This window comes from Streptomyces sp. NPDC093085, assembly GCF_040683935.1.
GTDB lineage: Bacteria > Actinomycetota > Actinomycetes > Streptomycetales > Streptomycetaceae > Streptomyces.
Window position 1 is genome coordinate 22,350 of sequence record NZ_JBFBFB010000004.1, and the last position, 24,807, is coordinate 47,156.

Here is a 24,807-nt window from a genome sequence, read left to right on the forward strand (position 1 = left end):
GAGCCTAGTGACGGGTTCCGACACTGCCCCGGGCAGGAGCCCCGCCCGAGCCCCGTCCGACCGCTGCCCTACAAGACACGCAGTCGCAGTGGCTCGAACGCCAAGGGCAGTCCTCGCTCACCCCGCACTGTTCGATTTACGTTCGATATATTGACCTCAGAGGCGCATCGGCGGCCATCGAAGCACCGAGAGGCGGAGGGTCATGCTGCTGCGAACTGCGCGCGTCTCGTGGCCCATGGTGACGAACCCGTCCACGGCAGGAGAACGAGACACTCCGAGACATCCGGAGAACCCGGGGAGCGCGGGATGACCGCCCGCCTGCGGCACATCGCCCACCTCCACCTGCATGCCTCACTGACCGGGGAGCAGTACGGCGACATCATCGAACTGATGTCCACTGTGACGCCCCATGTCCAGGCCGTCCCGCCCGACGCCGTCCGGCTCGACCTGACGTCCGCGCTCCGGTACTTCGGGCTCTCCCCCTACGACACCGTCCAGTTGGCGAAGCTCAGGCTGAAAGCCCTGTACGGCATCGACAGCAGCGCCGGTCTCGCGGGCAACCGGATGCTCGCGACCATGGCCGCCGACGCGTCCGCGCCGGGGGACACCACCTGGGTCCCGGCCGGGCAGGTGACCGACTGGCTGCGTCCGCGCCCGGTCACGGCGCTGCCCGGGACCGGGCGGACCACGGTGGAGACGCTCAGCAGGTACGGGGTGCACACCATCGGGCAGGTCGCGGATCTGCCCGCGCCGACCCTGCGACGGCTTCTCGGCGCGGGCCCGGCCCGGCTGCTGGCCGAGCGGGTGCGCGGGCACGATCCCCACCCGGTCATCCCGTCGGAACCCGCGGCGCATCTGGTCGCGGATCTCGCGCTGGAACGGGACTGCCTCGACCCGGCGCACCACCACCGGGCCGCCGTGGGACTCGCCGACCAACTCGGCCGGCGCCTGCGCGGCGAAGGCCGGACCGCCGGCCGGCTCACCCTCACCGTGCGCTACGCCGACCACGGCTCCACCACACGTACACGCGCGCTGCCGGAACCCACCGACCACTCGCCCGCCCTCGTGACGGCCGCCCTGGCTCTGCTGGCCGGCCTCGGGCTGCAACGGGCCAGGGTCCGCGCCTTCGTGCTCCGCGCCGACGACCTGCTGCCCGCGGGCAGCGCCTGCCGTCAGCTCTCGCTGGATCCCCGGGACGCCCGCGCCCGAGCGGCCGAGGCCGCCGCCGACCGCGCCCGCCGGCGCTTCGGGACAGCGGCCGTACGGCCGGCCGCTCTGGCCGGCCGCTGAGGACCCGGCGTCAGAACCCGGGGGGCTCCGTGTACGTCCCCCACTCGTCCCGGAGCACCCCGCAGATCTCGCCCAGGGTCGCCTCGGCCCGTACCGCCTCCAGCATCGGCGTGATCATGTTGGAGCCGTCGCGCGCCGCCGTCACCAGCGCGGCCAGCGCCGTACGGACCCGGGCGTCGTCACGGGCGGCCCGGCGCTCGGCGAGGGTGCGGACCTGGTCGCGCTCCACCTCGTGGCTGACCCGCAGGATCTCCAGGTCGCCGGTGACCGAGCCGGGGTGGACATTGACGCCGACGACCTTCTTCTCGCCCTTCTCCAGCGAGCGCTGGTAGCGGAAGGCGGACTCGGCGATCTCGCCGGTGAACCAGCCGTCCTCGATACCGCGCAGGATGCCCGAGGTGACCGGGCCGATCGGATGGCGCCCGTCCGGATGGGCCCGCGTCCCGCGCTCCTTGATCTGCTCGAAGATCTTCTCGGCGTCGGCCTCGATCCGGTCGGTGAGCTGCTCGACGTACCAGGAGCCGCCCAGCGGGTCGGCCACATTGGCGACGCCGGTCTCCTCCATCAGCACCTGCTGGGTACGGAGCGCGATCTCGGCGGCCTGCTCGCTCGGCAGGGCGAGGGTCTCGTCCAGCGCGTTGGTGTGCAGCGAGTTGGTCCCGCCGAGGACGGCCGAGAGCGCCTCCACCGCCGTCCGTACGACGTTGTTGTACGGCTGCTGCGCGGTCAGCGAGACGCCCGCGGTCTGGGTGTGGAAGCGGAGCCACTGGGCCTTGGCGGTGCGCGCCCCGTACACGTCCCGCATCCAGCGCGCCCAGATCCGGCGGGCGGCGCGGAACTTGGCGATCTCCTCGAAGAAGTCGAGGTGCGCGTCGAAGAAGAAGGAGAGCCCGGGCGCGAAGGTGTCCACGTCGAGGCCCCTGCTGAGCCCCAGCTCCACATAGCCGAAGCCGTCCGCGAGCGTGTACGCCAGCTCCTGCGCGGCCGTCGAGCCGGCCTCCCGGATGTGGTAGCCGGAGACGGAGAGCGGCTTGTAGGCGGGGATGGCGGTGGCGCAGTGCTCCATCAGGTCGCCGATGAGGCGGAGATGGGGCTCGGGCTGGAAGAGCCACTCCTTCTGGGCGATGTACTCCTTGAAGATGTCCGTCTGGAGCGTGCCGTTGAGGATGCCGGGGTCGACGCCCTGGCGCTCGGCGGCGACCAGGTACATGCAGAAGACGGGGACGGCGGGGCCGCTGATCGTCATCGAGGTGGTGACGTCGCCGAGCGGGATGGCGTCGAAGAGGATCTCCATGTCGGCGGCGGAGTCGACGGCGACCCCGCAGTGGCCGACCTCGCCGAGCGAGCGGGGGTCGTCGGAGTCGCGCCCCATGAGGGTGGGCATGTCGAAGGCGACGGAGAGCCCGCCGCCGCCGGCCGCCAGGATCATCTTGTACCGCTCGTTGGTCTGCCGGGCGTTGCCGAACCCGGCGAACTGGCGGATGGTCCAGGTCCGCCCCCGGTAGCCGGTCGGGTGGAGGCCACGGGTGTACGGGTACTCCCCCGGCCACCCGATCCGCTCGAACCCCTCGTAGGTGTCGCCGGGCCGGGGCCCGTAGACCGGCTCCACGGGGTCCCCCGAGAGCGTACCGAAGTCCGCGTCACGCTTGCGGGCCCCGTCGTACCGGGCCTGCCAGCGCCGGCGGCCCTCCTGGATTGCGTCAGCGTCCATGGAACCAATTTACTAGGACGTCCAAGTAAATGTCGATGGAAACAGGCCACCGGCTGAAGCGTCGGGCGGACTCCGGGGCGCGAGCCCCGGAGGAGGAGCGGCGACGGGCCTACGCCTGGGCGGTCTCCGGGTCCCGGTCCGTGATCAGCGGACGGACCTCGGCGGTGATCTTCGGCTCGACGAAGAACGAGGCGACGGGGATGCAGCCGGCGGCGAGCACCCAGAGCAGCTTCCCGAAGGGCCACTTCGCCTTGGAGCCCAGGTCGAAGGCGAAGATCACATAGATGATGAAGAGCACCCCGTGGATCTGCGAGATGACCATCGTATTGCCGGTGTCGAATCCGTACTTCAGGATGATCGCCACGGTGAAGATCAGCAGCCATACGGCGGTGACGTACGCCATCACCCGGTAACGGGACAGCACATTGGACTTCATGGCCCGAGCCTAACGGGGCACAAAGGGCGATCTTCGCCCGCCCCTCCCCCGCCCCTCCCCCCGCCGGGAGGGGAAGCGGAAGCCGGGGAGCGCGGTGCTCACTCCTCGAAGTCCTGGGCGGCCACCCGCAGCGGGCGGAGCAGCGCGAAGATCTCGGCGCACTGCTCCGCGTCGTACACCCCGAGCCCGAAGTCCATCTCCATCAGGTCCTTGGTGGCGGCCTCGACCACCTCGCGCCCCCGGTCCGTGATGGAGGCGAGGGTGCCGCGCCCGTCGTTGGGGTTGGGGCGCTTGTCGACGAGTCCGGCGGTCACCAGCCGGTCCACGGTGTTGGTGACGGAGGTCGGGTGGACCATCAGCCGCTCGCCGATCTTGGACATCGGCAGCTCGCCCTCCTTGGAAAAGGTGAGCAGCACCAGCGCCTCGTACCGGGCGAAGGTGAGTCCGTACGGCTTGACGACGGCGTCCACACCGGCGAGCAGGATCTGGTGCGCACGCATGATCGAGGTGATCGCCCCCATGGAGGGCACGGGTCCCCAGCGCTGCTGCCAGAGTTCGTCGGCGCGGGCGATGGGGTCGAAGGGCAGGCTGAGCGGCTTGGACACGCCACCGACCTTACCCACTGGTCACTTGCGGGTCAGCCCCGTCTCGCACTTCGGGCATACGGTGCGCGACGCCCGGTTCTCCCGCTCCGTGGCCGGGCCCCGGTACGTCCACGGGTCCCCGCTCCGGTACGTCCACGGATCCGGCCCCCGCCCCCTTGCCGGGCCCGTGGTCCGGTCCGTGCGGCCCGGTGCGGCGGACCTCGTACACCAGGGCGAGGGAGCAGAGCGTGCCGAGCACCCCGGCCCCGGCGACGACCTGGTGCACCGGCAGGAACTCCGCGGCGAGCCCGGCGGCGGCCATCCCGAGCCCCTGAATGGTCATCAGTCCCGCCGTGAGCAGCACCATCGCCCGGCCGCGCAGCTCCTCGGGGACGGCGGCGACGAACCACTGGTCGAGCCCGATGACATACGCGGCCCCCGCCCCGGCGAGCACGAGCGCGCCCAGCGCCCACCACAGGCCCGGCTCCGCCCCGTACCCCAGCAGCGGCAGCAGCCCGGTGGCGGCGACCGGCAGGACGAGGCGGGAGCGGGTGCGCGGGGAGAGCGCCGTGCCGAGGTACAGCTCCGCCGCGATATGCCCCACCGGCATCGCGCACATCAGCGCCCCCAGCGCGGCGGGTCCGAGGCCGAGCGCGTCGGTGTACGGGGCGGCGAGCGCCTCCGGCGCGACGACGAACATCGCGGGCACCCAGAAGAGCAGCAGCAGCCCGCGCGTGCGCCGGTCGCCGAGGAGCAGCCGGGCACCGCCCAGCGACTCCCGCAGCAGCGCCCCGCGCCCCTCTCCCCGCCCCTCCTCCGCCGCGCTCCGGGCGGGCCGGCGCAGGGTGCCCCAGCGCAGCAGCCCGGCCGAGCAGAGGAACGTCACGACGGTGACGCAGATCGCGCCGCGCGCCGGGACGACGGCGAGCAGCACCCCGCCCACCCCGAACCCGGCGAGCTGGGCGCTCTGCGAGACGATCCGGAGCAGCGAGCGGCCGAGGACATACCGGTCGCCCTCGCCGAGGATGTCGGTGAGCGCGGCCATCCTCGTCCCGGTGAAGACGGGCGCGATCGCGGCGACGGCACACCGCAGGGCGAGCAGCACGGCGATCGGCGTCCCCGGCACCACCATCACCGCCACGCACCCGGCACAGAGCAGATCGCAGACGACCAGCACCCGCCGGGCGGGGTAGCGGTCGGCAATCCCGGCGAGCAGGGTGCCGCCGAGGAGGTACGGAAGGAGCCCGAGGGCGAAGGTGAGGGCGCTGAGCAGCGGCGATCCGGTCAGTACGTAGACGAGGTAGGTGAGCGCGATCTCGCTGACGACGACGCCGAGCAGCGAGAGCAGATGGGCGGCGAAGACGAAGCGGAACTCGCGCACGGCGAAGACCGCGCCGTAGCCGGCGGAGGCGTTCTGGGGCATGGCGGCAGGGTGGGCGGTTAGGCTCCCCCGGTCACAGAGATTCGCTCCAGCCCGAATCCTCCTCCCCCGTACGCCTCCTCCGCGCCCCTCTTCTCCCCCAGCTCTCCGCCCCGTACGGCCCCTCCGCGCCCCTCCCCCTCTCCCAGCTCTCCGCCCCCGCACGGGCCCCTCCACGCCCCTCCCCCTCTCCCCGTTCGCTCTCCCCCGAGGCCCCGATGCCCTTCCACCTCCACTTCGCCGAGAGCGATCTGCTCCGCTGCCGCTTCGCCGTCTCGCCGCTCTGGGAGACCCAGGAGGCGGTACGGACCCTCGCGCGCCCCGGGCGGGCCGCGTACCACCTGCCGTGGCTGCGCCGGATCCGGGACGCGGCGGCGGCGCTCGACCTCGCGCCGCTCCATCTGCTGATGCCCGAGTTCGGCCACAACCCGGATTTCCTCAGCCGGCCGCCGGTGGTCGCCGCGCCGTCCTTCGAGGAGGAGATCGCGGCCGTCCGGGCCACCGATCCGGAGCTGGTCAGGACCGATATCAGGCTGGCGCTCGCGGACACCCCGGGCGCTGCGGAGTCCCCGGCGGGCCGGGCGCTGACGGCGGATCCGGCGGCGGCGCTGCGGACCCTGGCCGATCTGCTGGAGCGGGCGTGGCAGGAGCTGGTCGCGCCCGACTGGCCCCGGCTGCGCACCCTGCTGGAGGCCGATGTGGCGTACCACTCACGGCGGTTGGCGGAGCTGGGGCTCCAGGGGCTGCTGGGCGAGCTGAGCCCGCAGCTCAGTTGGACGGACGGCACCACGCTGAGGATCACGGGGACGAACGGCGACCACACCCGTGTCCTGGCCGGCGCGGGACTGGTCCTGATGCCCAGCATGTTCGTCTGGCCCCGGGTCGTCAGCGGCTATCTGCCGCCATGGCAGCCCGCCGTGATCTACCCGGCGCGCGGGATCGGCGCCCTCTGGTCGCGCCCCTCGGAACGCACCCCCGCCGCGCTCGCCCGGCTGCTGGGCCGGGCCCGCGCCGAGGTGCTCTGCGCGCTGGACGAACCGGCGTCCACGACGGCGCTCGCCGGGGTGCTCGGGCTGGCCCCCTCGACGGTCTCGGGGCACCTGTCGGCGCTGCGCGGGGCGGGGCTGCTGACGGCGCGGCGGTACGGGCACCAGGTGCTGTACGAGCGGACGCCGCTGGGGATCGCGCTGGCGGTGTCGCAGAGGGGAACCGGCTGAGCGTTATGTAACGATATGCCGGTCTTTTCGCTCGTCTCCGAGGGGCTTGGATGTCCGGCCGCAGACCGCAATCGTCACCCTCACACCCCCTTCCCTCCGCTCTTCCTCCCTCTCTTCCCCGCACCGTGCTGCTCGCCCTGCTGCTCACCCTCGTGGCGGCGGCCGGCTGCGCCCCGTCCCCTCCCGCTTCCGGGACCCGTACGGCGCCCGCAGCGCAGAGCTCCCCGGTGGTACGGGGCGAGGCGGCCCCGGCGGCGGGGGCGCCGTTCTGGATCGACCCGGAGAGCGACGCGGTCGAGCAGGTCAGACAGTGGGAGAAGGAGAAGCGCCACGGGGACGCGAAGCTCCTCCGGCGGATCGCGGACCGCCCGGTCGCCGTCTGGCCGGCCGCCGAGAACCCGGAGCCCCGGATCGTCCGCGCGGCCCGGGGCGCCGCCGCCGAGCGGCGGACGGCGGTCCTCGTCGCGTACAACATCCCGCACCGCGACTGCGGTCTCTACTCGGCGGGCGGCGCCGCCGACGGTCCCGCCTACCGCGACTGGATCGACTCCTTCGCCGGGGCGATCGGCGACGCCAGGGCGGTCGTCATCCTGGAGCCCGACGCGGTCCCGCACCTCGCGGACGGCTGCACCCCGGCCGAGCACCACGCCGAGCGGTACGAGCTCCTCTCGTACGCGGTCGGGCGGCTGAAGCGCCAGCCGCACACCCGGGTCTACGTGGACGCCGGGAACCCGGACTGGATCGCCGACCCGGCGAAGATCGCCGAACCGCTCCAGCGGGCGGGGGTCGGCGCGGCCGACGGCTTCTCGCTCAACGTCTCCAACTTCCAGCCGGACGGCGCGGTCCGGGAGTACGGCACCCGGCTCTCCGCCCTGCTCGGCGGCGCCCACTTCACGATGGACACCAGCAGAAACGGCGCGGGCCCCCTCCCCGGCAACCGCGAAGAGGCCTGGTGCAACCCCCCGGGCCGCGCCCTGGGCACCCCGCCGACCACCGACACCGGCGACGAACGGATCGACGCCCTCCTCTGGATCAAACGCCCCGGCGAATCCGACGGCCCCTGCCGAGGCGGCCCGGCGGCGGGCACCTGGTGGCCCGAGTACGCCCTGGGCCTGGCCCGCCGCTCGAAGGGCTGACGGCCGCGGTCGCGCGGTCGCCCGGCCCATAGCCGTCGCCCGGTCAGCTTCTGCCGCGCCGGCCGCGCAGGTGTTCCGCGACCGGGGTCAGGGCGGCGCGGAGTTCGGCCAGGGCCTCGGGGGAGAGCAGGTCGATGAAGTGGCGCCGTACGGACTCGACATGGTGCGGCGCGACCTCCTGCATCGTCTCCATGCCGTGGTCGGTCAGGACCGCGAAGAGCCCGCGCCGGTCGGACTCGCAGTTCTCCCTGCGGACCAGCCCGGCGGCTTCCATCCGGGTGATCTGGTGCGAGAGCCGGCTCTTGGACTGGAGCGTGGTGGCGGCGAGATCACTCATCCGCATGCGCCGCTCCGCCGACTCCGAGAGGTTGACCAGGATCTCGTAGTCGTTCATGGTCAGCCCGAACGGCTGGAGGTCCTTCTCCAACTGGTGGGTGAGCAGCTTGCTGACATCCAGGTGGGTGCGCCAGGCACACTGCTCCGCGTCGCTCAGCCAGCGGGTGGCCGTCTCGGTCTCCATGTAATCGATTCTACCTAAGAAGTTGAATTACGGACGAAGTCGGGAAGTGGGGAAATGGGGAAGCGGGAAGGGTCGGAGAAGTGAGGAAGTGAGGGGGGTGCGGGGCCGCGTGGAGTGGTACGTGTGACGTCCGGCGCGCGGACAGGCCACGGCAGCGGCGCCCCCGTCCGGCCGTCACCCTCCGCAGACTACCGCTCACAGGCCGAAGCGACGCTGGAGATCCCCCAGTCCCCCCGGCGCGGAGGGCTGGCCGCCCCCCGGCCGGCCGCCGCCCGGTACGCCCGCCTCCCCGGGCACCGCACCGGTCGGCTGCTCGTCCAGGAGCTTCTCGGTCGACTGGAGCAGCACCGTACCGGCCCCGACGAACTCGAACTGGTGCTCCTCGCCCGAGACGCCCCCGATCCCCGTCAGAGAACGGATCCCGCCCAGCACCCCGGTCATATAGCCGTGGTCGTAGTGGTGGCAGGGGGAAGGGCAGTCCGCCCAGCCCACCAGCGCCTGCGGGTCCACCCGCAGCGGCGGCTCCATGAAGACCACGGGACCGTTGGACGCCGCGACGAACTTCCCCGTCCCGATCAGGGTCACGAAGCCCGGCACGATCGACTGCTTCAGCGCCAGCGAGGGCTGGAACGCCAGCAGATTCCCCGAACGGATGGTCAGATTGCCGTCCTCCAGGTCGAAGGAGTTGACGTCGAAGGCCCGGTCCGCGAGCAGCATCTTCCCGCTGCCCTCCGCGACCACCCAGTCCTGCACATGCAGCGGCGAGTGGAAGCTGCTCCGGATCAGCCCCTCGAAGTGGCCGTGCCCGACCCCGTTGAAGTCGATCTGCCCGTAATAGGCGATCATCTTCCCCTTCTGGAGGAACCAGCGGCTCCCCTTCAAGTCCACACAGAAGGTGTACTCGTTGACGTTGTCATCGCTCGGCAGCGTCACCGGATCGAAGATCACCGGCGCGCTCGTCACACCCCCGCTCACAGCTTCTCCTCCGACGCCTGGACGAACACCGCGCCACTGCCGCTCAGTTCGAGCTGGAACGCCTCGCCGGAGCCGCGCCCCACCATCTCCCGCCACCCCACCGAGGCGGAGAGCTTGTTCCGTACGTCCCCGTGGTGGGCCACATACGCCTGCGGGTCCACATGGATCTCCCGCCCCGGGGTGATCGGCACCTCGATCACCCCGCCGTGCGCCATCACCGCGACCGCGCCATGGCCCGTCAGCGTCGTCGTGAACAGCCCCTGTCCGGTGACCTGGCCGCGCACCATGCCCATGACGCCGCCCTGCGACCCCATGAACATCGTGGACTGCTGGAGCGTGCCGTCGAAGGCGAGCAGCCGGTCCGCCTCCACATAGAGCGTGTCGCCCGACAGGTTGATCACCTGGATGTGGTGTCCGCCGTGCCCGAACATCACCGTGCCGCTGCCCTCGACCGTCATCAGCGGTGTCGCCTCGTTGGCCACCCGCCGTCCGATCATCGACATCAGCCCGCCCTGGCCGCCCTGGATGTTCGGCGTGAAGCTCACCTCGCCCCGGTACGCGAGCATCGCGCCGCGCTGGCTGAACAGCCGCTGCCCCGGCGCCACCGTCGCCTCGACCATCTTCGAATTGATCTCACGGAACGGCATCACACATCACCCCCGATCGTGTTCCGCTCGCTCGGCTGCACATACACCAGCCCATCGCCCTCGAACCGGATCTGGAACGCCTCGCCCGACCCCTCCCCCATCAGCGTCCGGAAGTTCACCCCCGACTGGAACTTCTGCGACAGGTTGCCCTGGTGCGCGATGTACGCCCCGGGGTCGACGTGCAGCGGGTACTGCGGGGAGACCCGGAGGGCCACCGCCTCGCCGTGCGACATGATCGCCGCCTGTCCCGTGCCCTCGACCGTGGTCGTGAACAAGCCGTTTCCGCTCGCGCCGCCGCGCAGCCCGGTGAAGGCCGTCCCCGTGCGCAGCGCGGCGTCCGTGCAGAGCAGGTTGCTCGCCTCCACGTAGAGCTTGTCGCCATGGAGCGAGACCAGGTTGATCTCGCTCGCCCGGTCCGCGAAGAAGCAGGTCCCCTGGCCCTTCACCTCCATCACGGTCATCGATTCGCCGGTGAGGCGGCGCGTCACCATCCCGCGCAGCCCGTCACCGCCCCCGGTCATCCTCTTGAAGGTCATCCGCCCGTCGTACGCGACCATCGAGCCGTTCTTCGCTTTCACGGCGTCGCCGGTCAGGTCGACGGCCAGCACCTTGCTGCCTTGCAGTCGAAACTGAGCCACCACCCGACGGTATCCGGCGCCGCACCTGCCGGACCAGGGTTCCCGCCCCTGACCCGTCCCGGAAACGCCCCTGACCCCGCCCCGCACCAGTCCCCTACCGCGCCCCCGACCGCGACCCCGATCCCGACCCCGATCCCGACCCTGATAACGGTCCGGCAAAGAGGGGCTGCCACAATGGGGCCGGCGCTTGTGCGCGCATTCACAAGATCGTGTGCGCGCCGCCGGGCGCCGCCCTGCCCTCCCGTGCCCCGAAGACGAAGGTGCCTGCCCCGTGGACATCAAGACCGCCTCCTCCCTCCACCGCCTCCGCCTGGTCTCCGCGCCGGAGGCCGTCTCCTTCCTCCTACTTCTGGTCTGCTCGGTGCTCAAGCGGACGACGGAGTTCAACGCGGTCCCGGTGATGGGCGCGATCCACGGGCTGCTCTTCATCCTGTACGTGATCTTCTGGCTGGACGCCTGGAACCGCACCAAGTGGTCCTTCGGCACGGCCGCCCTCTACTTCGTGCTCTCCGTCCTGCCCGCCGGCGGCTTCTTCGCCGAGCGGAAGCTCAAGCGCGCCGCCGCCGACGCGGTCATCGCCTCCCGGGCCCGCCGCGAGGGTACGGTGAACGCATGATCGTCGCCTTCTCCGTATCGCCGCTCGGGGTCGGGGAGGACGTCGGCGAGTACGTCGCCGACGCCGTCCGCGTCGTCCGCGCCTCCGGACTCCCCAACCGCACCGACGCCATGTTCACCTCGATCGAGGGGGAGTGGGACGAGGTGATGGACGTCGTCAAGCGCGCCGTCGCCGCCGTCGAGGCGCGCGCCGGGCGCGTCTCGCTCGTCCTCAAGGCCGACATCAGGCCCGGCGTCACCGACGGCCTCACCTCGAAGGTCGAGACGGTGGAGCGCCACCTCGCCACCTGAGCGACCTCGCCGCCTGAGCCACCTCTCCGCCTGAGCCTCGCCGCCTGGCGCGGGTCCCGCCTCGGGCTGCCGGGCCCGCCCCGGGGCGCGTCGCCGCCGTACGGGCGAACCCCCGAACGTAAAGCCCCTCACACGGACGCCTCCAGTCGACACGCCGGTCAATTGCCCTTTTTGTGGGGACATCGACCTCGCGAGAAAGCTGGAGGAACCGTGCGCCCCGAGGGCTTCGACGACGACTACGACATCCATAGCTGCCTGGCCGGTCCCCTCACGGAACCGGCCCCGGCAGCCGCCTACCGGGTGCGGTACCGGAGTCTGCTGTCGAGGGAACCCCGCCGAATACGCGCGGTCCTGCTGATGGCCCTGGCGCCGCTCCTCAGCGGCTCCCTGCTGGTCTACCTGGTCTGGCCCAGCCACCGCACCGTCCGCGAGGGCGGCGACCGCTGGCTCATCGCCTTCGACCACGTGATGCTCGGCGCGATCGGGCTCATCGCCTTCTTCATGCTGGTCAACGTGGTCTCCGTGGCCCATGCCACGCTCGCCGCCCAGGACCCCGTCCCGGTCCGTGCCGAGCCCGGCACCCGGGTCGCGTTCCTCACCACGTACGTCCCCGGCAAGGAACCCCTCGCCATGGTCCGGGACACCCTCGAAGGCGCCGGGCGCCTGCGCCACAGCGGCCCGCTCGACATCTGGCTGCTCGACGAGGGCGACGACCCCGCCGCCCGCGCGCTCTGCGCCGAACTCGGCGTACGCCACTTCACCCGGCGCGGGGTGCCCGAGTGGAACCGTAAGAGCGGCGTCCACAAGGCCCGTACCAAACACGGCAACTACAACGCGTGGCTCGCGATGCACGGCGACGCGTACGACTTCTTCGCCTCCGTCGACACCGACCACATACCCCTCCCCAACTTCCTGGAGCGGATGCTCGGTTACTTCCGCGACCCGGATGTCGCCTTCGTCGTCGGCCCGCAGGTGTACGGCAACTACACCTCCCCGGTCACCAAGGCCGCCGAGTCCCAGCAGTTCCTCTTCCACGCGCTGATCCAGCGGGCCGGCAACCGCTATCGCGCCCCCATGTTCGTCGGCACCAACAACGTCGTCCGGATCACCGCGCTCAAGCAGGCCGGCGGGCTGTACGACTCGATCACCGAGGACATGGCCACCGGGTTCGAGATCCACTGCCGCAAGAACCCCCTCACCGGCCGGTTCTGGCGCTCCGTCTACACCCCCGACGTGCTCGCCGTGGGCGAGGGGCCCGCCTCCTGGACGGACTTCTTCACCCAGCAGCTCCGCTGGTCGCGCGGGACGTACGAGACCCTGTTCAAGCAGTACGGGAAGGCACCTCTGCGCGTGCCCCCCGGGCGGCTGCTCAGCTACACGCTGATGCTCGTCTACTACCCGATGACCGCCGTCAACTGGCTGCTGGGCGTCCTGAGCTGCGTCCTCTTCCTCTGGCTCGGCGCCTCCGGCACCCAGGTCTCCTCCTCGGTCCTGCTGATGCTCTACAGCGACGCCGCCGCCCTCCAGATCGGGCTCTACCTCTGGAACCGGCGCCACAACGTCTCGCCGCACGAGCCCGAGGGCTCCGGCGGGCTCGCGGGGATGGCGATGTCCGCGCTCTCCGCGCCGATCTACCTCAAGTCGCTGGGCGCCGCCGTGCTCCGTACCCGGGGCCGCTTCGTCGTCACCCCGAAGGGCGGCGAGGCCAGCCCGGACCGGCTGTTGACGTTCCGGGTGCACTTCTTCTGGGCGGCCGTTCTGATCAGCTCGCTCATAGCCTCGCTCTTCCTGGGCCACTCCCATGTGGCGATGCGCACCTGGGCGGTGCTGGCGCTGGCGACGGCGCTCGCCCCGGCCGCCGTCTGGGCCTGGACGCTCCGCCAGGAGCGCGCCGTACGTACCGTACGCGCCGCCGTACGCGCCGCCGTACGGAAGCCGGCCCAGGCGCCCGCCCCGGCGGCCCCGGCCCCGGTGACCCCGGCGGCCCCCGCCCCCGCGCTCCCGCCCAAGCCGGCGTTCCCGCCGAAGCCCGCGTTCCCGCCCCGCCCGGTGGCCGAGCCCGTACCGACGACGACCGGAGGGAAGTGACCCATGTCCGCGTCCACGCCGTACCGGCCCCGCCGCCGGCCTCCGAACAAGCTCAGGAAGACCCTGATGGGCGGTGGGGCCCTGGTGGTCCTCGTCGGCCTCAACGCCCCCGCCGCGGTCTCCTTCGCCCAGGAGAAGTACCACGCGTACAAGATCGCCCAGCCCGGCTACAAGCGGCAGTACGGCTCCTGGGCCCCGCTCGACGTGCCCGAGAAGTACCGTACGAACGCCATCCACGCCGCCCTGCTCCACACCGGCAAGGTGCTGATCATCGCGGGCTCCGGCAACAACCAGAAGAAGTTCGACCAGGGCTCCTTCGACACCATCCTGTGGAACCCGGCCGACAACTCCTTCAAGAAGATCCCCACCCCCGAGGACTTCTTCTGCTCCGGCCACTCCCAGCTCCCCGACGGCCGGCTGCTGGTCGCGGGCGGCACGGCCCGGTACGAGGTGCTCGACGGCGGGATCGAGCGCGCGGGCGGCGGGATGCGGGTCAAGAACGAGAACCCGGACAAGGCCCACACGTTCAAAAAGGGCACCCGCTTCCGCTCGCCCTCAGGCGTCGAGTACGTCAGCAAGTTCGATGTCACCGTCCCCAAGGCGAAGCGCGAGTTCGAGATCTCCTACGCCTCCAGCGGCCGGATGCTCCCCTGGAAGACCAAGGTCACGGCGGGCGAGGCACGCGTCTTCGTGGAGGCCGTCGAGAAGGGCCCGCGGGCGCTGACGACCCAGGCGGCGCAGTACGAGATCGTCGGGCTCAAGGGGAAGGACGCGGACAACCTCTACGGGCTCGCCCAGAAGATCACCACGGAGAAGCAGGACTTCCAGGGCATCAAGGCGGCGTACGAGTTCGACCCGAAGGCCGAGAAGTACGTCCCCGTGCAGCCTATGAAGGAAGCGCGCTGGTATCCCACACTCGTCACCCTGGACGACGGGAAGGTGCTCGCCGTCTCCGGCCTCGACGACGTCGGCGCCGTCCTGACCGGCGACAACGAACTGTACGACCCGGAGACCAAGACCTGGTCCAAGGGCCCCACCCGCTACTTCCCCACCTACCCCGCGCTCTTCCTCACCAAGGGCGGCAAGCTCTTCTACTCCGGCTCCAACGCCGGGTACGGCCCCGCCGACAAGGGCCGCGAGCCCGGCCTCTGGGACCTGAAGACCAACACCTTCACCGGCATCAAGGGCCTCACCGACGGCGACCAGACGGAGACCTCCGCCTCCCTGCTGCTGCCGCCCGTGCAGGACCAGCGGGTGATGGTGCTCGGCGGCGGCGGGGTCGGCGAGTCCGCCAAGTCCACCGCCCGTACGGCCGTGGTCGACCTGAAGGCGGAGAACCCGGCGTTCAAGGAGGGCCCGAAACTCCCCCAGGGCACCCGCTACCTCAGCAGCGTGCTCCTCCCCGACGACTCGGTCTTCACCACCGGCGGCTCCTCCGACTACCGGGGCCGCAGCGCCAGCGACATCCTCAAGGCGCAGTTCTACGACCCGAAGTCCAACACCTTCCGCCGCGCCGCCGACCCCACGGTGGGCCGCAACTACCACTCCGAGGCGCTGCTGCTCCCCGACGGGCGGGTGGTGACCTTCGGCTCCGACCCGCTCTTCGGCGACGCGGACAACACCAAACTCGGCACCTTCGAACAACGCGTGGAGATCTTCACCCCGCCCTACCTCCAGGGCGACAAGGCCCAGCAGAACCGCCCGAAACTCGGCAAGGGCCCCGACCGGGCAGCCCCGGACGGCAAGGCCACCTTCCATACGGACCACCCCGAGGCGATCGCCAAGGCGCGCCTGATGCGACCGAGCGCGGTCACCCACACGACGGACGTCGAGCAACGCTCAATTGACCTGAAAACGCACCAGGGCAAGGCCAACGGTCACACCACGTTGACGGTGGAGATCCCCCAGGACCGCGCCCTGGTCCCGCCCGGCTGGTACATGCTCTTCGTCACCGACAAGAACGGCGTCCCGTCCGAAGCGAAGTGGCTCCAGGTGGAGTGAGCCGGAGCCGGGGGACCTGAGCGACGGGCGGCCCTGCCAGGGCGGCCGGGTTGTGGGGGCGCGGCACGTCACACCGGGGTCCCGCGCTCCCACAGTTCCTGGTCGCCACATGGCTGCGCTGCGTACGACCGGATCGCAGCGGACCAACCGGCCGCGCAAGACCGTCGGGCGGATTTCCGCAGCACTGAAGCACGGCACGAAGTTCAGTCCGTAAGGACAACCTGCCTCCGTCAGTGTCCGTACTGGGCTGCCCGTCGAGAGAGGCGGCTGCTCATGCGGGCGCAATTCAGGAGCGTGAGCCTGTCCGTCCTGGGGTACATCGGCGCCTGGGTGCTCGTGCCCGTGCTGTTAGTGGCGACGCTCATGGCCATGGGGGAACTGCTGCCGCCCACCATTACCGGTTCGGCCGCACTTCTCCTGTACGTACCCTTACTAGCCCTCTGGGCACCGTTCTGGTGGATCGTCTACTCCTGTGCTTCGCCTCCGGACCGGCCGTGCGCAACGCCTTCAGCCTCTCCGCCGTCCATGCGGCGCTTCCAGCGCTGGCCACGTGCGCCGCGGTCTGGGTGTTCGCCCTCGCCAACCTGCCCTCAGGCGGTCTGCCGCCGGGCCCGGAGGCGCTCACGGTGTGCGCCGTCTTCGGCGGCCCGGCATCAGTGACGGCACTTGCGTGGTGGGAGATCCATCGCCTGTGGCATCAGCACGGCATGCGCTGGCGGGGCTGAGCACATCTCGGCCGTAGCGGCCCGCAGCATCTCGTCGTAGGACGACGTGGCGTGTCCGGTCTGGAGGGTGAGTGCGAGGGGATCGGCGGCGCCGGGGGGGACGGTCGAGACGAACGAGTCCGGCGGTGAGATGGGCTGCCGCATCGGCCCATGGACTGATGACCAGCCCTATACCGGTCCGCTCGGCCACCGTGGCGAGGGAGTGGGCTCCGGCGGTGTCCCTGGCGACCGCGACGGCCTGGTGGCAGCCCAGTTCGCGGGCGGCGGCCAGAGCCGTACAGGCGGTCGCTCCCGCGCCGAGGACGGTGACTTCCGACACCGCGGTGACACCGGCCGTACGCAGCGCTTGGACCATGCCGTGGACATCTGTGTTGTCTCCGTACAGCCGTCCGTCGCGTACGACGATGGTATTCGCCGCGCCCGCCGCCACGACGGTGTCGGTGACATCGTCGAGGAGCGGGACGGCGGCAGCCTTCAGCGGCATGGTCAGCGAGAAGCCGCGCCACCGGCCCGCGCGCGCCTCCGCGAAGTGGTGTGGGAGGTCCGCGGGGCGGCAATCGATGGCGTGATACGTCCAGTTCAGGCCCAGCGCGGCATACGCGGCCCGGTGGAGGACGGGGGAGAGCGCGCCGTGGACGGGTGAGCCGAGCAGGGCGAGCTTCATGATGCCGGCCTGTGAAGCACGGTGGCCACGCCGTCGTCGGTACGGTCGTAGGCGAGGCCGCGCAGCACGGCCACGGGCGCGCCGCGACCGCGCTGGCCGAGGATCAGCCCGGCCGCGGCGGCGACCAGATCGGTGAACGTCTCCTCCTGGTGTTTGGTCTTAGTGTTCGGTCGACTCGTCCAGGGTCAACTGGACGACCTCGGCCGGCTTCCCGGTGCGGGCGGACAGGGCCGGCGCCTCGGGTCCCGGGGTGACGGCCGCGAGATCGCGGTGGTCGGGTTCATAGGGGGCGGCTCCGTACCGGATGGCCGGCCAGCGTGGTGCACAGCCGGGTATGGGCGTCGGTGAGGATGGCGGCCCGTGCATCGGCGGACCTGGTGGCCGCGAGCGGGAGACGGACGCGGTGGACGTAGTGCGGCAGGGAGCCAAGTTCTTTAGGCCGTTTCAAAGCCGATGGCCGTACGAGAAACTGTCTTCCGGTGGAGCACCTGGTGACCACGGCAGAGCCCGAGTACGGAGGAACCATGAGTGACGGAATCGGCTGGATAGGCGTCCACGCCGCCACAGGCGGTTCGGCCGCCCTGCCCGGCATGCTCGGAGGAATATCGCTCACCTGCGCCCGCGGCGTCGAAGCGGACGAGTTCCTGATCGCACTGGGCGCCGACCTCGACCAGCTCGCCGACGGTATCCCCGGCAAGGATCTCGTCGTACCGGCGAGGCGGCGGAACGACCGGTCACCTCACGTGAATCGCGCGATGTACGGAACATGCGGCGACTGGGCGTTTGTGCTGGAAGACTGGGGCATGGCGACGTGGGCCACCGGTTACCGAAAGGTGGAGTCGATGCGGCCGGCACCGGGTGAGGAGTTCGTCTGTGTGACGTTGAACTCGTGGAGTCCACCGCAGAGGATCATCCATGCGCCGGGCGACGGGCGCGTCTGTCAGGCCGAATTCGGACAGGACACTGGTGAGGGCTCGGCCCTGGACGCAGCGCTCCAGGAGTCCGGCGCGGTGTTCCCGTCCATCGGAGAGGTGGGTGAAACCGCCATGGTGGCCTACTACGAGGAGCACGGGCCCCGGCTGCCCGTAGCAGTGTTCACAGCCGTCGGCGACTACTGCGGTCTGTCCGTCGACCAGGAAGCCGTTCAGGCCGGTGACCTTCCCGCGGTTCTCCTTCCCATGACCTGACCGGTGACACGGTGCCGGCCCCCACCCCCGAGCACAGGGTGAGGGCCGGCGCCTTCGCGAGGGCGGCTGCTACTGGGCGGTGAGCTTGCAGATGACCGGCTCGCCGTTCCCGGGCGTCCCGTACAGACAGGTGTTTCCCGTGCTCATACGAGTGTCCAGCCAGTACGGGTCCTTGTCCATGATCCGCATGTCGCGCATGAACGCCGCGAAATGGTTGCCCATGGATTCCTGATTATGCATACCCGAGATGGCGGAGCGGCCACACACTTCCTTGAACGTCGGGTCGGCCCCATTCAGGCTGAACAGGTGCACCGCCGTGTCGTGTTTCTTGGCGTAGGTGCCGATGCAGGCCGCGCCAGTGGGAGTGGTGCTGCCGGTATTCAGAGCTGGGTTCAGGCCGCCTTCCGCCGACGACATACCCCCGCTGTTGTACGACGAGGCGAACGCGAACTCATCGCAATTCAGCGTGTCGGCTGCGTCCACCAGTGCGCTCGCGTCCCCGTTCTCGGCAGCCCACCCAGTGGGACAGATACGGTTCCGGCTTCGGCTGTTCTGCGCACTGTCACCCATGTAGTACAGGGGCTTCAGCACCGACCGAGAGCCCGGCTGGTTGGGCGTGGACTGCTGAATCAACCAGGCATGCGCAGCCGCCTGCGGGAACGCCTTGGCGTTGAAGACGTACGTAGGTGCGGAGTTGACGAACACACAGCCTGTACCCGGTCCTGCCGTGGTGGTGTCACACCGGATCTGATCCAGGTCTTCCGTACCGCCGCTGTAGCCCTTGGACCACTGGTAGCCGGTCATGAACGGCCGGATCTTTCCGTCAGCGGGCAGGATGTTCGCGTCGATCTTGACGTCCGGCTTGAACAGGTACTGTTGGTCAGCGGTCGATGCGTCCCACATATAGGGCGTCGTCAGAGACGTGGAGTGCATGTCGCCGGGGGTCCACCACGTCTTCTCCGTCCAGGCGTCGGGGCCCGGTTCGACAGGCTTGCACGGCCCCTGGCACAGGTGCTCGGCAAGCATCATGTTGATCTCCGCGAAGTCCCGTGGGATCTGCTGCGCGGGCTCTATGGTGAGGTGCTCGGTGAAGCTGTTCTGTCCATCGAGTTCGATCATGCGCAGGAACGTGAAGTAGGCGATCGCGTCCGGGATGCCGTCAGTGGCAATGATGACAGGAACCGCCCGCACGTCACATTCGGTGAATCGTGTCGCGAGAATGCTGGTGGACTCGGTGTGGCACCATGGCACCCCGGCGGTCGCCGCCGTTGCCGACGCCGCCTGAGCCACCTTCTCAGGGGCCTGGTCCTTGGGGATCGGCTTGCCGAAACAGACCTGTCGCCCGTCCGCGTCGACCGGGCCGCACTGTTCCACCGCAGGATCCGACGTGGCCGACAGCGTGGGCGATGAGCCGAGCGGCTTGGTCTGGTACGGACTCGGCGGAACGTCGAACGAACTCGGGTCAGGCGCGGAGTAGTCCGGCGTAGGCAGGGTGAGGTCGACCGGCAACTCCACACGGAATGGTGCCCACGGCGACCAGGTCGTCTCGTACAGCGAGCCGTCGTAGGCCGAAGTATGGAACACATAGTTCGTGTTCATGGCCAGTTTGCCCGCAGGCACATCCACCGTCACCATGGAACCTGACGCCACGAAGGGCGAGACGATGACACCGTACTCGTTGTCGGCAATGCTTACCTTCGTCTTCGGGTTGCCGGACGCGTCAGCGCTCCACACCTCGAATGTCAGGTTCGCCTTGTCACCGTCGGCGTCGGTCACCGTGTTTTTGAGCTGAACTTTCTGCGAGATGACCCGCTGGAACCCTGCCGCGTCTTTTTTGTTCGACGGGGCGGCCGTGGGGTTCTTTCCCGATACCGGGCGGGATGCGGCCGCAGCGATCGGTTTCACCTCAGGTCCCGCAGCGGGACGGCTGGAAGGTGCGGCGTTCGGGTCAGGCTGGGCAGCGCTGCCCGAACCGGCCGCACTCGCCGGGCCAGCGCCTATGAGCAGCAGCATGGCTACGCCAGCCACAATTCTGCTACGAAGAAGCTGTCTTGACGGTCTGTATGCAGACACGAAGCGATGCGTCCTTCCTTGCAGGAAAATGCGACACGTGCGCGAATTTGCACACAGTCGCAGGACGCTAGACCCAAGTGCCTTGGTCGTAAAGACGATTAAGGCGTGAGGTGACCAACCCGCCTCAGAGCGCGCCGAGTTGCTGGGACATGCACGCTACAAACGCGAGATAAGCCACACCCCGCACCCATACGACGACGACCATCCATGTGGCCACGTCGTCGCATCAACTCCAACGTCAGAAGGGGGACATTCCGGCCGAGCCGACACCGAAGTGAACTCCTGGACCCCCATACCACGGCATTGGAACATTCGGAGCATCCTCTGGTGCCTGACGAGGCGGCGAGAGGTCCATGGTGGTGCGGTCGGCGTATGGCGGGGTGAAACTCCAGAGGGATAGCTGCGAAGGCTCCTCGACATCAACTTGTCGATCGTGTCGGGTTCGTCGCTCCAGTTCCTCTTGAAGCCCCGATTCCCGATACCGTGCGCCGCGAGCCGTGCGCCGCATTGTGACGGCCTCCGTCCGGAGGTGCTTGGCATCCCGGTTGTCCTTCTCCTGAACACGTCGTCGGAGAGCGGCCTTCTCCCGCTCTGGCATGTCCGCTTCTGTGAGGATGCCTTCGTGCTCGGCCGTGGGCCCCGCCGCCTCGGTCACCTTGCGGATAGCCGCGGCGCGGCGTACGACATCCTGCTGGTGGCGCTCGAACGCGAGCACGTGGGGGCCGGTGCCGGCGGCGGCTTGCTGTTCGGCGCGATCGGCGGCCGACTCCGCCTTCTCCGCAGCCGTCCCGGTCGCGCGCGCGGCTGCGGCAGCCTTACGCACGGCGTCACGCAGGGCGGCGTTGCCGAGGTGCGCGTAGGGCGGTCCTCGGTCGGGGCGGCTCCCGGGGGCGGGGCCGTAGACGGCCAGCGGCAGGAAGAGGTGGGACTCCTTCTTGTCGCGGCTCGTCATCGTGTAGAGCGCGTTCGGCTACGAGCCGGGGCCGTAGTCCAGCGCCTCCTGGACGCTCAGGCCCTGGGACTTGTGGCAGGTGATCGCGTATCCGAGGCTGAGTCCGCCCTGCGCGATGTAGTCCGCATCGACCCACTCGGCCACGTCGCGGGGGCCGTCGGCGGTCTCCTCGCGCCACTCGACCAGGACGCGGCGCTCGGCGTCGTGTGCGGCGCGCTTGTCGGCCCAGAGGGTGAGCATCGCGGCGACGGTCGCGTCCTTGTCCGCGAGGGCGTGTACGCGGCCGGTGCCGACGAAGGCGCGGAGCGCTTCCACCTTGTTGTCGTCGCGCCACAGCTCCAGTGCCCGGCGCTCGATCGCGTCCTTCTGCCGGAAGTTCTGGCTGAGGGCGAGTCCGCCGACGAGATGGTGGACGGCGGCGAAGGACCCGCCGATGCCGGGCGAGTGCAACTGCTCGGGGTCACCGATCCCGACGACCTTCGTGCCGGTCCCGGCCGCGTGGGCGAGGAGTTCGGCGATGTCGCGGTCGTCGCACATCGCGGCCTCGTCCACGACCAGGACGTCCACTCCGTTGAGTCCGGGGCCGCCGGTACGGATGCCGGTGAGCCAGGAGGCGACGGCCGCCGCACTCGCCCCGGCGGGGACGAATCCCTGGGCCTCCCACGCCTGCCGGGCGGCGTCCATGATGGTGGTCTTGCCCGCCCCGGCGATGCCGAGACGGTTCGTGGCCTCGGAGACGATCAGCGCCTCCGCCGCCACGACATCCGCCGTCGTGTAACGGTCGGCGTGCGTGAAGTGCCGGGCGCCCTTCGGGTCCAGCCTGACCGCGTACCCCGCGTACCCCGCTGCCGGAGGGTGGAGTTGGTGAGCTGTTCGGCCTCTTCGGAGTCCGTGACGCCGTATGGAAGGACGGCTGCGATGGCGTCGGGGTCGTCACCGACGGCGCGGCCTTCGGCCTGCCAGTACGCACGCAGTACGTCGTCCCCGACCCCGGCGGCCTCACCGTTCTTCGCCGCCTTGGACATCCTGCCGGGGCAGCGGGCCGCCGAAGCGCGCGCCGAACTGGAGTCCATGGGCGGGACGCACATCAATACGGACCGGGTACGAGATCAGCGGACGCGGACGAACGGCCTGCCTGGTGCACCCGGATGGTTCGTGGGCGCGCGCGTGCGCATCACGCCCGATGGGGTCTGCCGCCTGTTCCGCGGGCGGTGGCGCGCGTCCCTCGGGGGACAGCGGCGCCGGAGCCGTCACCTGCCGGATCAGCGCCCCGCCGGGCTCGTGCGGTGTGCGTAGGGATAGGGGGGATAGGGGGATCGTCGCCATCCGTCAGGTGGTGAAGGCGCTCGGCGACCCGGCGGCGGCTCCAGCGGTTCGAAGGACGCGCCGGGGCCGGTGAGTTGGTGGGCAGGTCGGACGCGTTTCCGGAGTGAGCGGGCGGGTGGGGCTAGTGGTCGGGGGGTGGGGGGAGGCGTAGTTCGAAGAGGGCGCCGCCGGTGGGGGGTTGGGTGGTGGTGAGGGTGCCGTTGTGGCGTTCGGCTATGTCGCGGGCGATGGCGAGGCCGAGGCCGGCGCCGCCGTCGTCGCGGCTGCGGGCCTCGTCGAGCCGTACGAACCGCTCGAAGATCCGCTCGCGCTCCGCCTCCGGCACCCCGGCCCCGTCGTCGGCGACCGCCAGCACCACCCAGCCGCCCTCCCGGCGCACCGACGCCTCCACCGAACCGGCCGCGTGGCGCTGGGCGTTGTCGAGGAGGTTGCCGAGCACCCGGGCGAGCTGGGCGCGTGAGCCGAGGACGTCGCAGCCCTCCGCCGTTCGTACCGTGACCGGGAAGCGGTCCCGGGGGCGCTGGGCGGCCTCCTCGCGTACCAGCGCGCCCAGGTCGGTCCTGGCGGTGCCGGGGCGCTCCCCCGCGTCCAGCCGGGCCAGCATCAGCAGGTCCCCGGCGAGTTGCTGGAGCCGTACGGTGTCGGCTACGGCGCCCGGCACATCGAGCAGCCCGGGGTGGGCATGGCCCACTTCGAGCTGGGTACGGAGCGAGGCGATGGGGCTGCGCAGCTCGTGCGAGGCGTCCGCGACGAAGCGGCGCTGCCGGTCGACGGCGGCCTCCAGCGCGGCCAGCGTCTCGTTGGTGGTCCTGGCGAGCCGGGCGACCTCGTCCCGGGTCGCGGGCTCGGGCACCCGCCGGGAGAGGTCGGTGGAGGCGGTGATCGCCGCCATCTCGCCCCGGATGCCCTCCACGGGCCGCAGGGCGCGCCGGGTGACCAGCCAGGTCACTCCCCCGACGACCAGCAGCAGCACCGGCAGCCCCAGCAGCATCGCGGCGCCGGTGGTGTTGAGGGCGCTCTCCCGGTCGGCGAGGGTCGCGCCCGCGTGGACCAGGACCGTACGGCCGGAGCGGTCGGTGGCCTCGACGGTGGCGAAGCGGTACGCGCCCGTCGCGCCGTCGACGGTCGCGGTCCCTTCGCGGTAGTCGGTGGTGTCGTCGATCTCGCCGACGGCCGGGTCGTCGTCCTCGGGGTGGTCACGGCCGCCGTCGCCGCCATGGCTGCCGTGGCCGCCGCCGTCGTCGTCGTTTCCGGTGTCGTCCCAGCTGTCGTCCTTGTTGTCGTCGTCGGCTTCGGAGGGGTTGGGGGCCTTTTTGCCTGCCGGGGGGACCGCTGTCCCGTCGATCCGCTGGAGGTCCTCGCTCAGCGCGAGCGTCCGGCCGTCCTCGTCGGTCACCCGTACCGGGTGGTCCTCGGCGTCCGGCAGCTCCAGTTCGGCATAGGGGGTACGGTCCGGGGCTGCCGACGCGATCTCCAGGGCGACTTCCCGCGCGGCCCGGTCCGCCGCGCGGTCCGCCTGGTCGGTGAGGTTCACCCGCAGGGAGAGCAGCACCGCGACCCCGGCGGCCACCAGCGCCACCGCGACGACGGCGGTGGCCCCGAGCGACGCCTTCGCCCGTACCGACGAGAACGGGCCTCTCACCGCTCGGCCAGCAGGTAACCGGCGCCGCGCACCGTCCGGATGGTGTCGGCGCCCAGCTTGCGGCGCAGGGCGCTGATGTAGACCTCGATGATGTTGGGGTCGCCCTGATAGGCGAAATCCCAGACGTGCTCCAGGATCTCCGGCTTGCCGACGACCTGCCCGGCCCGGACGGCGAGTTGCTCCAGCACGGCGAACTCCTTGGCGGTGAGCGCCACTTCCGTACCGTCGCGGAAGACCCGGCGGGCGGCGGTGTCGACGGTGAGCGGACCGGCGCGGAGCACGGGCGAGGCGCCGGCCCGACCCCGGCGGCGCAGCAGGGCCTTGACCCGGGCGACGAGCACGACGTACGAGAACGGCTTGGTCAGATAGTCGTCGGCGCCGGTGTCCAGCCCCTCCGCCTCGTCGTACTCGCCGTCCTTCGCGGTGAGCATCAGGATCGGCACGTCGTGGCCGGCGGCGCGCAGGGCGGCGCAGACCCGGTAGCCGTTCATGCCGGGCAGCATGATGTCGAGGACGACGAGGTCGTAGACGCCCTCCCCGGCGCGGTGCAGCCCTTCGAGGCCGTCGTGGACGACATCGACGGCGAACCCCTCGGCGGTCAGGCCCTTGGCGAGCGACACGGCGAGCCGCTTCTCGTCCTCCACGATCAACAGGCGCATGCGCCCAGCT

General features: G+C 70.6%; 23 protein-coding genes. 8 read left to right on the forward strand and 15 right to left on the reverse strand.

The genetic code is table 11. The annotated features are described in order from the left end of the window. The first annotated feature begins 306 nt into the window (after positions 1 to 306). Positions 307 to 1,290 (forward strand): ImpB/MucB/SamB family protein, encoded by a 984-nt coding sequence (locus tag AB0O07_RS13865; protein WP_365631658.1) that lies wholly within the window; start codon positions 307 to 309, stop codon positions 1,288 to 1,290. 10 nt (positions 1,291 to 1,300) lie between these two features. On the opposite strand, the gene AB0O07_RS13870 is transcribed toward AB0O07_RS13865, so the two are convergent. The 4 genes from AB0O07_RS13870 to AB0O07_RS13885 form a co-directional block, all read right to left on the reverse strand. After that, on the reverse strand, positions 1,301 to 3,001 hold the full coding sequence (locus tag AB0O07_RS13870) for a methylmalonyl-CoA mutase family protein (protein ID WP_365631660.1): 1,701 nt from the start codon (positions 2,999 to 3,001) through the stop codon (positions 1,301 to 1,303). 109 nt (positions 3,002 to 3,110) lie between these two features. Then, positions 3,111 to 3,437 (reverse strand): DUF3817 domain-containing protein, encoded by a 327-nt coding sequence (locus tag AB0O07_RS13875; RefSeq protein WP_365631662.1) that lies wholly within the window; start codon positions 3,435 to 3,437, stop codon positions 3,111 to 3,113. Positions 3,438 to 3,535: 98 nt separating this feature from the next. Further along, on the reverse strand, positions 3,536 to 4,042 hold the full coding sequence (locus AB0O07_RS13880) for a MarR family transcriptional regulator (RefSeq protein ID WP_365631664.1): 507 nt from the start codon (positions 4,040 to 4,042) through the stop codon (positions 3,536 to 3,538). 10 nt (positions 4,043 to 4,052) lie between these two features. After that, positions 4,053 to 5,444, reverse strand: a complete 1,392-nt coding sequence (locus tag AB0O07_RS13885; RefSeq protein WP_365631666.1) for an MFS transporter — start codon at positions 5,442 to 5,444, stop codon at positions 4,053 to 4,055. A gap of 215 nt (positions 5,445 to 5,659) precedes the next feature. Here AB0O07_RS13885 and AB0O07_RS13890 point away from each other — a divergent pair, with 215 nt between their 5' ends. Further along, positions 5,660 to 6,658 carry a DUF5937 family protein gene (locus AB0O07_RS13890; protein WP_365631668.1) on the forward strand — a complete coding sequence of 333 codons (999 nt, stop codon included), beginning with the start codon at positions 5,660 to 5,662 and terminating at the stop codon, positions 6,656 to 6,658. Positions 6,659 to 6,708: 50 nt separating this feature from the next. Then, positions 6,709 to 7,794, forward strand: a complete 1,086-nt coding sequence (locus AB0O07_RS13895; RefSeq protein WP_365631670.1) for a glycoside hydrolase family 6 protein — start codon at positions 6,709 to 6,711, stop codon at positions 7,792 to 7,794. A 43-nt stretch (positions 7,795 to 7,837) separates the two neighbouring features. Here the strand turns inward: AB0O07_RS13895 and AB0O07_RS13900 are convergent, their stop codons facing one another. The 4 genes from AB0O07_RS13900 to AB0O07_RS13915 all read right to left on the reverse strand — a co-directional run bounded on the left by AB0O07_RS13900 (position 7,838) and on the right by AB0O07_RS13915 (position 10,574). After that, positions 7,838 to 8,314 carry a MarR family transcriptional regulator gene (locus AB0O07_RS13900; RefSeq protein WP_365631672.1) on the reverse strand — a complete coding sequence of 159 codons (477 nt, stop codon included), beginning with the start codon at positions 8,312 to 8,314 and terminating at the stop codon, positions 7,838 to 7,840. A gap of 195 nt (positions 8,315 to 8,509) precedes the next feature. Beyond that, entirely contained in the window at positions 8,510 to 9,262 is a 753-nt protein-coding gene (locus AB0O07_RS13905) for an AIM24 family protein (protein WP_365632975.1), read from the reverse strand. Positions 9,263 to 9,285: 23 nt separating this feature from the next. After that, a complete protein-coding gene (locus tag AB0O07_RS13910; RefSeq protein ID WP_365631674.1) occupies positions 9,286 to 9,936 on the reverse strand; it encodes an AIM24 family protein in 651 nt (216 codons plus the stop codon). Then, a complete protein-coding gene (locus AB0O07_RS13915; protein ID WP_365631676.1) occupies positions 9,936 to 10,574 on the reverse strand; it encodes an AIM24 family protein in 639 nt (212 codons plus the stop codon). The genes AB0O07_RS13910 and AB0O07_RS13915 overlap by 1 nt, the downstream gene beginning before the upstream one ends. Before the next feature lie 271 nt (positions 10,575 to 10,845). Between AB0O07_RS13915 and AB0O07_RS13920 the strand changes: the two genes are divergently transcribed. The 4 genes from AB0O07_RS13920 to AB0O07_RS13935 all read left to right on the forward strand — a co-directional run bounded on the left by AB0O07_RS13920 (position 10,846) and on the right by AB0O07_RS13935 (position 15,569). After that, the gene (locus AB0O07_RS13920; RefSeq protein WP_365631678.1) at positions 10,846 to 11,190 is read left to right on the forward strand and encodes a DUF3817 domain-containing protein; all 345 of its coding nucleotides are present in this window, start codon (positions 10,846 to 10,848) and stop codon (positions 11,188 to 11,190) included. After that, entirely contained in the window at positions 11,187 to 11,480 is a 294-nt protein-coding gene (locus AB0O07_RS13925; RefSeq protein ID WP_365631680.1) for an MTH1187 family thiamine-binding protein, read from the forward strand. Before AB0O07_RS13920 ends, AB0O07_RS13925 begins: the two co-directional genes overlap by 4 nt. A gap of 210 nt (positions 11,481 to 11,690) precedes the next feature. Continuing rightward, entirely contained in the window at positions 11,691 to 13,568 is a 1,878-nt protein-coding gene (locus AB0O07_RS13930) for a cellulose synthase catalytic subunit (protein WP_365631682.1), read from the forward strand. A 3-nt stretch (positions 13,569 to 13,571) separates the two neighbouring features. Beyond that, complete coding sequence (locus AB0O07_RS13935) at positions 13,572 to 15,569, forward strand: galactose oxidase-like domain-containing protein (protein WP_365631684.1); 1,998 nt, start codon at positions 13,572 to 13,574, stop codon at positions 15,567 to 15,569. Between the two features lie 621 nt (positions 15,570 to 16,190). On the opposite strand, the gene AB0O07_RS13940 is transcribed toward AB0O07_RS13935, so the two are convergent. Then, complete coding sequence (locus tag AB0O07_RS13940; RefSeq protein ID WP_365631685.1) at positions 16,191 to 16,958, reverse strand: shikimate dehydrogenase; 768 nt, start codon at positions 16,956 to 16,958, stop codon at positions 16,191 to 16,193. Between the two features lie 159 nt (positions 16,959 to 17,117). Beyond that, positions 17,118 to 17,324, reverse strand: a complete 207-nt coding sequence (locus AB0O07_RS13945; protein WP_365631687.1) for a hypothetical protein — start codon at positions 17,322 to 17,324, stop codon at positions 17,118 to 17,120. Positions 17,325 to 17,449: 125 nt separating this feature from the next. Between AB0O07_RS13945 and AB0O07_RS13950 the strand changes: the two genes are divergently transcribed. Beyond that, entirely contained in the window at positions 17,450 to 18,145 is a 696-nt protein-coding gene (locus AB0O07_RS13950; protein ID WP_365631689.1) for a hypothetical protein, read from the forward strand. Positions 18,146 to 18,214: 69 nt separating this feature from the next. Here AB0O07_RS13950 and AB0O07_RS13955 read toward each other — a convergent pair whose 3' ends face one another. From AB0O07_RS13955 to AB0O07_RS13975, 5 genes are all read right to left on the reverse strand, one after another. Further along, the gene (locus tag AB0O07_RS13955) at positions 18,215 to 20,158 is read right to left on the reverse strand and encodes a hypothetical protein (RefSeq protein ID WP_365631691.1); all 1,944 of its coding nucleotides are present in this window, start codon (positions 20,156 to 20,158) and stop codon (positions 18,215 to 18,217) included. A gap of 298 nt (positions 20,159 to 20,456) precedes the next feature. Then, a complete protein-coding gene (locus tag AB0O07_RS13960) occupies positions 20,457 to 21,170 on the reverse strand; it encodes a hypothetical protein (protein ID WP_365631693.1) in 714 nt (237 codons plus the stop codon). 18 nt (positions 21,171 to 21,188) lie between these two features. After that, positions 21,189 to 21,929 (reverse strand): AAA family ATPase, encoded by a 741-nt coding sequence (locus AB0O07_RS13965; RefSeq protein ID WP_365631695.1) that lies wholly within the window; start codon positions 21,927 to 21,929, stop codon positions 21,189 to 21,191. Between the two features lie 688 nt (positions 21,930 to 22,617). Further along, positions 22,618 to 24,138, reverse strand: coding sequence for a HAMP domain-containing sensor histidine kinase (locus AB0O07_RS13970; RefSeq protein WP_365631697.1), 1,521 nt, complete (start codon positions 24,136 to 24,138; stop codon positions 22,618 to 22,620). Further along, positions 24,135 to 24,797, reverse strand: coding sequence for a response regulator transcription factor (locus AB0O07_RS13975; RefSeq protein ID WP_365631699.1), 663 nt, complete (start codon positions 24,795 to 24,797; stop codon positions 24,135 to 24,137). Before AB0O07_RS13975 ends, AB0O07_RS13970 begins: the two co-directional genes overlap by 4 nt. Between the last annotated feature and the right edge of the window lie 10 nt (positions 24,798 to 24,807).

Coding starts and splice junctions, on each gene's coding strand:
- AB0O07_RS13895 (WP_365631670.1), top strand. CDS start 6,709: ATGTCCGGCCGCAGACCGCAATCGTCACCCTCACACCCCCTTCCCTCC.
- AB0O07_RS13945 (WP_365631687.1), bottom strand. CDS start 17,324: ATGCACGGGCCGCCATCCTCACCGACGCCCATACCCGGCTGTGCACCA.
- AB0O07_RS13875 (WP_365631662.1), bottom strand. CDS start 3,437: ATGAAGTCCAATGTGCTGTCCCGTTACCGGGTGATGGCGTACGTCACC.
- AB0O07_RS13925 (WP_365631680.1), top strand. CDS start 11,187: ATGATCGTCGCCTTCTCCGTATCGCCGCTCGGGGTCGGGGAGGACGTC.
- AB0O07_RS13865 (WP_365631658.1), top strand. CDS start 307: ATGACCGCCCGCCTGCGGCACATCGCCCACCTCCACCTGCATGCCTCA.
- AB0O07_RS13960 (WP_365631693.1), bottom strand. CDS start 21,170: ATGACGAGCCGCGACAAGAAGGAGTCCCACCTCTTCCTGCCGCTGGCC.
- AB0O07_RS13955 (WP_365631691.1), bottom strand. CDS start 20,158: ATGCTGCTGCTCATAGGCGCTGGCCCGGCGAGTGCGGCCGGTTCGGGC.
- AB0O07_RS13975 (WP_365631699.1), bottom strand. CDS start 24,797: ATGCGCCTGTTGATCGTGGAGGACGAGAAGCGGCTCGCCGTGTCGCTC.
- AB0O07_RS13870 (WP_365631660.1), bottom strand. CDS start 3,001: ATGGACGCTGACGCAATCCAGGAGGGCCGCCGGCGCTGGCAGGCCCGG.
- AB0O07_RS13885 (WP_365631666.1), bottom strand. CDS start 5,444: ATGCCCCAGAACGCCTCCGCCGGCTACGGCGCGGTCTTCGCCGTGCGC.
- AB0O07_RS13940 (WP_365631685.1), bottom strand. CDS start 16,958: ATGAAGCTCGCCCTGCTCGGCTCACCCGTCCACGGCGCGCTCTCCCCC.
- AB0O07_RS13900 (WP_365631672.1), bottom strand. CDS start 8,314: ATGGAGACCGAGACGGCCACCCGCTGGCTGAGCGACGCGGAGCAGTGT.
- AB0O07_RS13935 (WP_365631684.1), top strand. CDS start 13,572: ATGTCCGCGTCCACGCCGTACCGGCCCCGCCGCCGGCCTCCGAACAAG.
- AB0O07_RS13890 (WP_365631668.1), top strand. CDS start 5,660: ATGCCCTTCCACCTCCACTTCGCCGAGAGCGATCTGCTCCGCTGCCGC.
- AB0O07_RS13910 (WP_365631674.1), bottom strand. CDS start 9,936: ATGCCGTTCCGTGAGATCAATTCGAAGATGGTCGAGGCGACGGTGGCG.